Origin of the sequence: Wolbachia endosymbiont (group A) of Sphaerophoria taeniata, from assembly GCF_947250735.1 — a bacterium.
Lineage (GTDB): Bacteria > Pseudomonadota > Alphaproteobacteria > Rickettsiales > Anaplasmataceae > Wolbachia.
Map to the genome: position 1 here is coordinate 164,326 of NZ_OX366344.1, position 13,253 is coordinate 177,578.

Below are 13,253 nucleotides of genomic sequence, written 5' to 3' on the forward strand. Positions count from 1 at the left end.
ACAGTAAAGTTTCAAGAAGTGACAAAAAAGCTGGGTAAATCTATTTACCTAGAGGATTATATAGAAAAGCTTGTCAGTTCAGATACACGTCAAGCTAAGGAAAATCTCGAAGACATTCTAAATTATATTAAAAAAATTCACACCAATTTAGACTTGCAAGCTAATGTTTATGGCATTAAAGCTCGCGAAGCTGATCAACATGGCTTTGTAGCAGGAGTATTTGATAACTTTCGATATCGTGATAATACCAAACTCTATCTGGAGCAATTTGCTGGTGGAGGTTATGCTGATATTGTTTTGCTCGTTCGTGGGCCTAATCGCGCTGTTGATTCAGTTCCAATTCTTATTGAACTCAAGGCTGGCACTAAAGGGCAAGTTACTCCAAGTGATGCACTAAAGCAAGCTGAAGACTATATTAAAGGTTTTAGACCAAATAAGATGAGGATTTTAACCAATACAGATAATGCCATTGCTGTTGGGTTAAATTTAGATAATGTGGAACCGTTTAAAACTGAAGTAAAACCTATTAAACAACCTTCTTCTCCCTTGATGGAGGAATTTATCGAACTAGTTGGTGAGTGGGATAATCAATCAATTTCTGAGGAAGTTTTTAAGCGAAAGGTAACAGATTTATTATCAAGCGAATACAATACTTTTCCAGCAAATAAAGAAACAAAAGATCATTACTATTTCAGTCGAGACATATTAGGTCAATCAATTTTAATCAACAAGATTGGTCAAGATCAAAGTAACATTAAAAAATATATATACTCATATGATGAGTACCCGCTGAACTGGCCTCAGGGAACAGAATACACTTTATCTAAAAGCCCAGTTATGACATTAATACTTGTTCAAGGTAATGAAGGACAAGAAAAAACAGCATTCATTTTTCATATACGAGAGTCCAATACAAAGGAATTCTATGCTGATAAAAAAATTCCAGTACTGAACATACCTGAAATAGGAAAAGTAGGAAATGCCGTAGAAATTAAAATGAGTCTAAAAAAATATGAAACAGGATTATCTTTTGAAGACCTTTTTAAAATAGAACAGATAAGTAAATATAAACCAAGTGGTGCCGATCAACAATTTACAGGTAGTTTTCTTAAGATACCTAATTCTGATGAATTAAAGGTAAAATTTGATCAGGCAATCACTTCTCAGCATGCTACTTCTTCTGATGGTAAAGATTTATTACCAGATTATAAAAGGCTACTTGCTGAGGTAGCAGATGCAATTTATCCTATTAAAGATTTGATTACTAATGAAGCAAGATTACAAGCCATTCTTAATGGTTTATTTAGTAGTTACAGCGATTTAAAGCTACAGGAAACTTCTTCTAAGACTGTAATCATACCTGAATTTCAAGTAGGAGCAGGTGGTCGTGTTGATATGGTAATTCAAGGTATTGGTCCTTCGCCTCAGGGTACTAAAGAATATACTCCTATAGCGCTGGAATTTAAGCTTATAGATAAAAACTTAAATCAAGATCAGCTAAAACAGGAAGTTGATAAATTAACAAAAGAACAAAATGTTAGATATGCTAAAGGGGCAGCACTGAAAACAATAACAGATAGTGACAAAATGCTTTTCATGGGCGTAGTTGTTAATGTGAAAGCTAAAGATAAAAATTCTTTAATATTAACGAGTGATGAGTTTGTTCCTGCTATAGTAGTTCATAGTTCTATTGATATAGCTAAGAAAAAACATTTAGAAGGAATACAAGAGATAACTCAGAGACTTAAAAATATTGGTATACAAGAAGAGAATTTACGTACATTAGAATCTGCAACAGCAGAAAAAGATTATCATTATTGGCTGCAACAACATGATATAGCTGATATTGCAAGAATAGAATACGGTTATGGAGCTGATACATTATTTGAAGTAGTGGGATCATCAGAACACATAGTTAATCAATTGCAACAGTTTCAAGATAGCGTAACAACAAGAGGTGAAAGAAGGCCATTAACTTTAATTGTTAATTTAGATAATAATCACTGGGTTACGTTGGTCGTTGCCTATCAAAATGGGCAGTATAATGGATACTATGTAGACTCGTTGGGTAATAGTGTTCCAGATAATATTCGTCAAGTTTTACAACAGGCTCAAATTAACGTTCATGATGTTCCTGTTACTCAACAAAGAGATGGTTATAATTGTGGCTTATGGGCGTTAGAAAACGCTAGAGGTATTAATGCTGTGTTGCAAGGAAGTAGAAGTAATATTCCTGATGAAATACGTAACCGTTTGCAAGTTCAAGGAAGAGATGAAGCTTATTTTATACGCACGAGAGAAAATGTTTCAGACAAATTAAGTATAGATCCACAACGTATAGCTAATCTAGAGGCTGTACTTGCTGAAACACAAGCACCTAGAAAGAAATTTGACCTAAATAATTGTGTAAAACAAGGTAGTAGAAAAAGAAGAAGTATTAATCCTTGTTTATTTTCATTGGATGATGTAAAAAAGTTTATTAAGGGAAGGGTAGATGAAAATAATATAGATAAGATTATAGTTGATAGTGAAAAGTTCCTAACTTATGTTAAAAGTAGTCAAAATGAAGGGAAAAATGCTCAGCTAATAGAGTTCGTTGGAGATAAAAATATCGAAGGTAATCATAAGTACTTATTTGATAAGGTAGTTGAAGATCAAGGGTACGGACGTTATATTGAAAATGAACGTATTAAGAATTTGCACGGTGACATTTCACAGCAAACTGGTAGTACAACAAAAAGCTCAAAGTTGAAAAGCAGGTTAATGAACGCTGCAGGTGGAATACAATTAATAAGAGGAATTCATGGAGCTATTGTATCTTGTAAAGATGGAACAGCAATAGATTGTGGATTAAATTTAGGTGGGATAGGATGGTCTTTTGCATCTCAACCAATTGAGAATGTAATGGTTAAAATTACTCCAAAAGTTGTAGCATCAGCTGAAAAGGTTGCAGGAAAAATTGTATCAGGCACTCTGGGTAAACAGACAAAATTTGCTATTCGGATTGCAGGTGTAAAGTTTGGAAGTACAATAGCAAAAGGTACGGCAGGAGCTATAGCTGGTGTTTTTGATATTGTTGATATAGGTATGTCAGCAAGTAATCTTGTTGATTGTAAAAAAAGAGAGGATAGTGATAATCCATGTGGAGAAAAGGAGATAAGAGATAATATAGCATCTATATCCTTTTCTAGTGTATCATTTGTTTCTGGTGTTGCTCTTACAGCAGCAAGTATGCCGGTAGTTGGTATTGCAGTTGGGTTTGGGCTCATGGTAGGTTATGGAATTTATAGTGGTGTCAGCAATATCGTGGAGTACGAGAAAAAGTATGATACGACCCATGATGAAAATTGGCGTATTTTTTGGCATACATTTGCTTTTCAACCTGTACCACTAGATGTGCAACATCTTGCAGCAAGAAAGGAAATGGTTAATAGTCTCACTAAAGGAGCGTGGCAAGCTTTAAATAATAGCCCTAATAGTACTGTTGCTTATGGTATTGGTCTTGGAAAAGTAAGCGGTAATACCCTTCGTCCAGATTATGCAAAAATTCTGATGGATAAGGAAGACACTAATACCGAAGATCTTTCACGTGTTATACCTGATCGTATACCGGGTGCTAGCAGGATTTGTTTGCCAAAGATTACTGGGCAAGATTATGAAAAAGGTATTACAAATTCAGTTCAACCGCCTTTATACTACTGTGATAATGCAATGGTTATTAGTCACGATGGTAGAGTAGGTGTAAAGCAAAATGGCAAAACAATTGTCTATGATCTACAGAATGTAGATAATGGTGTCATTATTGGAAGCAACGAATGGAACAATAATTTTCTAATTTATCCAGGTGCAACAAGAATAACTGGTGGTAATAATGTAGTAAATAGGTTTATTGTAAATAACATTGGCTTTTCAGGTAAAATTATTGGTGGAGGTAACTCTGTTAATATAATTGATTTAAGTCAATTGAAAGATCCAGTTATAGGAATGAACGTTAACTATCGTTTTAAGCCTAATGCCTCTGGGTCATTAAAGGCAAGAGTAAATGGTCGTTGGTTAATCAATGATCAAATTGATAATAATGGCATCTTTAATTATTACTATGTTGGAAGAAAGAACAAGGTGGATGAGATTTTGTGCATGGGTTACTCTGAGCACTTTATAGGAACCGATGATCGTGAGGTTATAATAGATAGTGGCGGTGGTCTTGATAAAAATAGGAAAGATGTAGTTGAAAATTGTAAAAAAGTAATTATTTCGCCGTATACTACAGTCAAGGGTGGAAAGAGCAATTATACTTTTTACGTAAAAGCTGCAGACTACAAAGGTAAGGGTTTATATTCAGAAATTGATGTAGATGGAACAGGAACTATAATTTTTCCGGAAATCGATTTATTAGGTGATTGTGATCAAATCACTTATTCCACAGACAGTAATACTTTATCTTTAAAAATAAATTTTGGTCAAAACAATCAATTTACTCTTGATGTAAAAAATTATGTTGAGCAAAGCAGTAATAAACCTCGCTTTGCACTAATAGATAAAAATGGTAGTAATATTGTTCCTAAGATTGAAAGATCAGACTCATCAACTATAAAAATTACTTCATTTGAATTACATTCAGAACATTCCCTAGATAATTTTGACAATGTTGAAAATCATTACAAAAAAATTCTAAATAATCATAAGAGTTATAAAGTCTTTGGTGTTATTAGAGATAAAGTACAAAATCAGGATAATAGTACAGTTCCACATATGTTTTTTGGTTCTTCAGAAGATGATATAATAAATTTTGATCAAGGAGCCATAGTTGCTAGAGGTGGAGATGGAAGTGATGTGTATTTTATTAGCAATGATATAAATAGTAGAGAAGTTAAAATTGATAATAATTCAAATGATAAAAAACTGGATATACTATTTATGCCAATGGTTGAAAAAGATTTTTCAATCCAGCAATGTGACCTCTATTTAAAGCACAATAATAGTAACATTCGAGTAAAAAATTACCTTCAAGATTCTAATTATAGGCATCTTATAATTATGAATAAAAAAGGAGAAACTTTTATCCCTAATATACAGTCAATATCATGTTCTCCCTCTTCTTCGAGAAATGGTAAATTAGTTCCTTTTTTCCACGCTACACAAGCTCAAAACATGTTTGTGTTACCTAAAGATTTTCAAGATGATCATGTAGTGATAGATTCCCGTCTTGAAGATATTGAGCGATATAGAAACAAAGATCATCTTTTACTGATAAGGAATAACGAGGTTCCTTTTATAATAAAAGTAGAAAATTTTTATGATAATCAAAGTAAATGGAGAAACGTTAATTTTTTTCTGTGGAATGATGGTAATTTTTCCTCATATCTTGGTTTACAGCAAGAAGTTAATGGAATAATGGACTATCAAGATAAACTTAAGAGTGATTATGAGAAAACTGTAAAAGAATACACTATAGACTTCACTGAGTCTGTCGATATTACACATAATCAAAATGGTACTTTAAATTCGATAGAGGAAGATGAAAAGCGTATAGGAGTAATGATACTAAAGAATATTACTCCAGATCGGATTAGAGTTTCTAGTAGTAACACAGATTTGGTGTTTTCTGATGAAGTATCCAATCACACAATCAATATAAAGAATTGGAATAATTCTGAGTCTCATAGAATTTCTACGTTGGAGTTTGATCTAGGTTTAGAACCAATAACGCTCGGTAGATTAGATAGGTTTAGCTTATATGAAGTAGGGAAAGTACAAGACCTAATTGAAAAAGCTTCAGAGAATTATAAAAATAAAAGTAAATATGCTCCTAAAGTAGAAAATGACTTTAAATGTTTAGTATCGATTGATAATTTTATAATGGAAAACAAGAACCCAATATACCAATGTTTAAGTTTTTCTTCACTTCAGGACCATGTAAGCTTTACAGAAAATTCCTGTAGTTTAGAACAAATTGAGGAATTAAAAAATAAAACGCCAAGTAGTAATCAGATTTTAACATTGCTTGAAAAGTTAGAAAACAACCTTTTGCTGAATGGCTATGATTCAAACATAATAGATCAGTGCAATAATTGGATGATCTCTTCAGGGTTGGGAGTATTGAAACCTTTGGTAAGTACAGCAGTTTATGAAGGTAAATGGGATGAAGTTAAAACCCTTCTTGATAAAACTGCTAAAAAAAGTAATGTTGATATTGAATATAAAAATCAGTGTTCACAGAACTGGACGCCTTTGCATTATGCTACTTACAACGGTAATGTAGAATTAAGCAAGAGTGTATTCAAAGCATTTTTAGAGAAGAAAGGTAATATTAATGCTTTAGAGAGTACTAGTTGCAACAGTGATAATTGGGCGCTTTTGCACTATGCTGTTCATTATGGTAATCCTGATATGGTTAGCTTTCTTATAGATAAAGGTGCTAGTATTGAAATTAGAAGTAAGGAGGGTAAGACACCCCTGCATTTGGCTGTTGAAGAAGCAAAGCAAAACGTAATTAATCTTCTTCTTGATAGAGGTGCTGATATCGAGGCTAAAAACAACGATGGTAGAACACCTCTATATTTAGCCGCTTACAATAATGACTCAGGTGTAATTGAACTTCTTTGTAACAGGATCAAGACTAAAAGTAATGACGCATTTAAAATGATAAAACAGGTTGAATTTTTAAAGAAGGAAGTTGTTAACCAAGCAAATATTCCATCTAACGCAAAAAGATTGGTAGAGTTTTGTATAAGTAGTTTAAAAGGTTCGATAAAAAGTACAGCAAAAAAGGTGCTAAAGGATGGTATGCTGCATAATCGTAGTGCTTCGACTATTGAACTTTTGGATGAGATTTATAATTTTGATGAAAAGTTGTTTGATAGAGCAATTAAGGAAGCTGTAAGTGACGTATACTGGCAAGTAGATAAAAAAGAAATATTAAGGTTTATATACAGTCATAATAACCCTGGTCAGAGTATCTCAGGTTATATGGCTGTGTTTGATAAAATTCCGAAGAACGATGGTGCAGTATTTGAGTTAGCTCACCGTATTAAAAGTACAGTGAACTCTAATAAATATTCCGGGGTCAGTTCAGAAAAAAGATCTGATCTTGAAAGGCTAAAAAGTAAATTACCAGAGTCAGTGAGAAATGCGGTATTTTCATCAGAGGTATGTATTAAAAATGTTGAGTATGGAAGGTACTTGTACTCACCTAATAATGATTGTATGTACCACTTAAACAATTGTGATAGGGATAGGCGGTATGTGTTCACTTGGCCTTCAAATGGAAATAGTGATCAATTTAAGTGGAAGGTTGAGCTCAATGGCGATAATGTGTATCTAAAGAATGTTGAGTATGGAAGGTACTTGTACTCACCTAATAATGATTGTATGTACCACTTAAACAATTGTGATAGGGATAGGCGGTATGTGTTCACTTGGCCTTCAAATGGAAATAGTGATCAATTTAAGTGGAAGGTTGAGCTCAATGGCGATAATGTGTATCTAAAGAATGTTGAGTATGGAAGGTACTTGTACTCACCTAATAATGATTGTATGTACCACTTAAACAATTGTGACAAGGATAGGCGGTATGTGTTCACTTGGAAATCAGGGGAAAGTGTTATCAATGGTGTTTGGAAGATTGAAGATTGTGGATCTACTCGCAAGAGACGTAGTATACAAGGGTCAAATGGTTATAATCAAAGTGTAGTAGACTATCAGTCAATATTGACTGAAGAAAATAGTCAGCAAATAGCAAGTAGAACATCTGCTATGGTTGAAGATGTTGAAAGGCACACCTTTTTAAATCAGTCAAAAAATAAGTTAGATTTAGATAGTTGTTTAAATAATAGAGGGAGAAGCAACGCTGCGGATTCTATGAGGAGAGATGTTTGTAGTGAACTCAATGCAAGTGGGAGAAAAAATATTGTTCTAAGCGGAAACGATGTATGTACAATTACTTCAGGTCATGAAACACTTGATATTGAAAACTTCCCTATTCAAGAGGTAATCATTAATGAGGATGTCAATGGAAAGAAAAGTTTAAGAAGTATATTAGATTTACATCAGCTGGTACAGCAAGTAGATAGGGATTTGAGTATAAAACCGACACCAACGATTATTAAAGACAAAAATGATTTATTAATTAAGTTATCTATATCAGCTACCGGCTTGCAGCAAGATGTAATAACAGTTAGGCTGAAGGATGCACTTATAAATAAGTGGTATAAAAAACTACAAATTATTTTTGATAATGCACCGGTGGAAATCGATGATAGTTTAGGTTTAAAGTCTTCGTTCTTTATTTCTGATGAGAAAATTATTGTAGTAACACCTCAAGACGTGGAAGAAAAGAATAAACTAATCATATCTAAAAAAGCAGGGCAGTATACCTATCTTCATGATAAATATGATCTGATAGTTACCAATGCCTTTAATGCTGATATAGAAGCAAGTGAGTTGTGTATTATACATTTTAAAGATTTTTATAAAGAACTTAAAATGGAAACATTATCTATAAAATTTGCTGACAAAGAAATATTATTAAGTAACGAAATAGATAAAATACGTAATTCAGATAGTATTGATGAATTAAATAATGTGAGTTCTATTATTAATTCACAAAAGAATTCTATACCTTTAGAGGCTCCAAACAGTGGAGACATAAATGCTCAAGGTAAACTTGGTAGGACATCTTTGCATCTTGCTTCTGGAGCTGGTGAATGGGATAAGGCCAAACTTCTTCTTGACAGAGGTGCTAATACCGAAATTCAAGACGAGTTTGGTTACACACCAATATTTCTTGCTACTCAATCAGGTAAATGGAGCGTGGTAGAACTTCTTCTTGATAGAGGAGCTAATATTGATGCTCAAGACAAGGAAGGTAAAACACTTTTACACTTTGCTGCATCAGGAAATAATTTGGATATGGTTCAATTCCTTCTTGACAGAGGTGCAAGTATCGAAGTTCAAGACGGGCGTGATTGGACACCGATACTTTATGCTGCTCAGTCAGGTAAATGGGGTGTGGTCAAACTTCTTATTAGTAACGGTGCAAAATTTAATAATGAGATAACGTATCAGGGAACGCCTTTACATTTTGCTGCTCAAGGGGGTAATTTGGATATAGCTCAATTTCTTCTTGATGAAGGTGCTGTCATCGAATCTCAAGACAAAGATGATAAAAAGCCTTTAGATCTTGCTGTTGAAGCAGGAAGGTTGAACGTAGCAAAACTTCTTCTTGATAGAGGTGCTAGTGTCAATGCTAAAGATAAGAATGATAGAACACCTTTAGACTTAGCTACTAAAGGAGATATGATAGAGCTTTTGAAGAGAGCGCAGATGGATCAAGGATTGTCAATCAATGCACGAGAGGGCACTTTTGATAAAGTGGAAGATCTTATTGCTCAAGGTGCTAATTTAGAAGCTAAAGATAATAATGATAATACTCCTCTACATAATGCTTGTAATAATGGTCACTTTAACGTAGCAAAATATCTTATCGAAAAGGGAGCTAGTTTAAAGGCTAAAAATAAAGACAATAAAACACCTTTAGAGTTGGCTGATCACAAGGGTTACATAAATATAGTAGAAATGATAAAGCAGATACAATCAGGATTAGATGAAGAATTGTTGTCTGCGGTGAAAAATGGTGATCCTAATAAAGTTGATGATCTTGTTAGCCATGGTGCTAGCTTGGAGGTGAAAGATAGCAATGGTAACACTCTTTTACATTATGCTTCTCAAAATGGTCATTTAAAAGTAGTAGAATATCTTATCGAAAAGGGAGCTAGCTTAAAGGCTAAAAATAAAGATGGTAACACACCTTTAGACTTGGCTGTTAAAGAAAATATAAAAGAATTTTTGAAAAAAGCACAGTCAGGTTTAAATAAAGAATTGTTGGCTGTAGTAAACGGTGATGATCTTAATAGAGTCAAGGCTCTTGTTAGCCAAGGTGCTAGTTTAGAAGCGAAAGATAATAGTGATAATACTCCTTTACATAACGCTTGTAATAATGGTCATGTGAAAGTAGTAGAATATCTTGTCGAAGAGGGAGCTAGCTTAAAGGTTAAAAATAAAGATGGTGAAACACCTTTGCATGTAGCTGCTCAACATGATAGTACACTTGAAGTAATTGAATTTATTTTGAACAGAGATCTTAGTGGTATTAATGATGTAAATAATAACGGTTCAACACCTTTACATTTAGCTATACAAGGAAATAAACCAAGTACAGTCAAACTTCTTCTCAATAAAGGTGCTAATATTAACGCTAAAGACAAGGATGGTAAAACACCTTTGGATTTGGCTGTGCAAGAAGGTTATACAGATATAATACAAATAATAGAACAAGTACAGTCAGATTTAGATAAAGAATTGCTGACTGCAGTACAAAATGGCGATCTCAATAAAGTGAAGAGTCTTATTAGTCGAAATGCTAATGTTAATACTAGAGATAAGTACAGCTGGACACCACTACATTGGGCTGCATACAAAGGTCATTTAGAAGTTGCAGAGTTTTTGGTAAAGAAAGGCGCTGATATTAATGCTGCAGATAAAGGCCCTTATGGTAAAAAGCCTGTGCATGTTGCTATTGAGAACAATAGTAAAGATATCATAGGGTTTCTTCTCAGCAAAGGAGTGAGTATTAATGATACTGACAAGCAAGGTTATACACCACTGCACTATGCTGCATGGAGAGGACGTTTAGAGATTGCTGAGCTTCTCGTTGATAAGGGAGCTAGTATCAATACTGCAGACGCCTCTACTGCTGGTAAAAAACCTATACATGTTGCTGCTGAAAATAATAGTAAAAGTATTATAGAGTTTCTTATCAGCAAGGGGGTAAACGTTGATGAGGCTGATAAAAATGGTTGGGCACCTTTACACTATGCTGCTAAGTTTGATCAATTAGAGGTTGCAAAATTCTTGATAGAAAAAGGAGCTAATATCAATGCTGCAGATACTTCTACTATTGGTGAAAAACCTATACATGTTGCCGCTGAGAATAATAGTAAAAACATTATAGAGTTTCTTATTAGTAAGGGAGTGAGTGTTAATGATACTGACAAAGATGGCAGGACACCGCTGTACTGGGCTTCTTGGAATGGTCGTCTGGATGTAGTAGAGTATCTTATAGGTAAAGGAGCTGATATCAGTGCTAAAGATAAGGATGGTAGAAACCCGCTAGATGTGGCTAAAGGTCACCAATATGATAATGTTGTAGAGTATTTACAACAAGCAGAATTACGGCTAAATAAACAATTGTTGACTGCAGTACAAGATGGTGATTTTGAAAAAGTTAAAGATCTTGTAAGCCGAGGTGCTAGCTTGGACGCTGCTAACATTGATGCTCAAGATAAGGATGGTAAAACACCTTTGCATTTTGCTGCTCAAGAAGGTAATCTGGACATGGTCCAGTTTTTTCTTAATAGAGGTGCTAACATTAAGGCTAAAGACATGTATGGTTGGACCCCTTTACACTTTGCTTCTGCTTACGGTAAGTTTGATGTAGTTAAATTTTTTCTTGATAGCAATATTAACATTAGAGCTAAAGATAGATATGGTGATACACCTTTACATTTGGCTGCCCAAAATAATGATAAATCTGAAATAGTTGAGTCTTTTTTAGATAGTGATGCTAATAACATTAACGATAGAACTAATAATGGTTGGACACCTTTACATGTAGCTGTACAAGGAAATAAGCCAAGTACAGTTAAACTTCTTCTTGGTAGAGGTGCTGACATTGAGGTTAAAGATACTTACGGCCAAACACCTTTAGACTTAGCTACTCAAAAAGGTTACACAGATATAGTCAAGATTTTAGAACAAGAACAATTAGGCAAAGAGTTGTTTACTGCTGTAAGAGAATATGATTTTTCTAGAGTTGAAAAGCTTATCAGTCGAGGAGCTAATATTGATACTAAAAACAAGAATGGTAAGACGCCGCTAGATATTGCTATTAATACAAAGAACACTCTTGAAGAGAATCAAGGATCTCTCAATAATGCATTATTGCTTGGCCAACAAGGTCGTATAGTGAGAATTTTAGAACATGAACAATTAAACAGGAAGTTATTTACTGCTGTAAGAGAAGAAAATCTCCCTAAAGTTAGAGAGCTTATCAGTCGAGGGGCTAATATCGATACTGAAAGGGATGGTAAAACACCACTAGATATTGCTAAAGAAAAACTTAGAGAACATAGTAAAAATGAAGAATGTAGTGATGTTGTGCAGTGCTTAGAAAAACTTAATCAAGAAAGAGAAAAGCCTGTACAACGTAAACGCCGTCATCACCATGGAGATCACAATCATCATCATATGTCAAGAAAACCTCTTGCTATAGATTCAAGTGATCAACCTGAGATAACAGCAAGTAGTGGTACAAGACCATCTTCATGGATAAATGATTTGTTTAGTTGGGTGAAAAGTTCTGTAGGTGGGTTTAGAGCTGCTTTATCTGAGGAAGCATCAAATACTGCAAGTTCAATACCACAAGTTGATGAGCAATTTGCCAAAGCTTCGGTAAGTAATAGTAGTTCAACAAGTACCACACTACCATCTGATGGTACAGATAAAAAACAAGAAAATGGAGGTTTCTTTCGAGACAACATTGATTATGTAAATGCAAATATAAAACAAATGCGTGAAAGGCAAACACCTGTTAAATTTAAACCTAGTAGCGGAAATATAATACTAGAAATGGGAGATCACTATCTATCACATGTTGATTTTAATGGTACAATAATGTTACTTGATTTATTAATTAGAAAAGTTACAGGTCAGAAGTATATTTCTACAGTAGATCAGTCTATATCCCCACTAGAAGCACAGGGCTATGCACTCAATATTACAAAGGAATTTGAGAAAGTAGTAGAGCAAGCTGGATTAAAAAGTGGTGTATCAATGCATCGATTAAATATTGATTATATGGAAATGCAGAAAGAAATTACTAGAAAAGTCATGAGTGGTAAATTCAATGAAATTTCAGGGATTTTAAAATCGTATGTAGAGAAAGCATGTCCTGATGAAGAAGCTGGTAAATTAAGTCCGAAGAAATTTGAAAAGTTTATGGCTACATTTAATAACAAGCTAGATGTATCACTAAATCAATCAATACACCAAATGCTACATAATGAAAATAACGTACTAAAAATGGATAATATAAAAGAACCGCAAAGCTTAGGTTTATCTGGACCTAGAACTAGGTTAGATGATGTATTAATTGCGGGCAATGCCAGAGAATTAGTCGCTGGAAGAAGGTAGTA

Annotated in this window: 1 protein-coding gene; it reads left to right on the plus strand. The window is 33.9% G+C overall.

Going from position 1 to position 13,253, the window contains the following annotated elements; all coding sequences use genetic code 11:
- Nucleotides 1-18: 18 nt before the first annotated feature.
- The gene (locus tag OOK84_RS00795) at nucleotides 19-13,251 is read left to right on the plus strand and encodes an ankyrin repeat domain-containing protein (protein ID WP_264731896.1); all 13,233 of its coding nucleotides are present in this window, start codon (nucleotides 19-21) and stop codon (nucleotides 13,249-13,251) included.
- Nucleotides 13,252-13,253 lie beyond the last annotated feature (2 nt).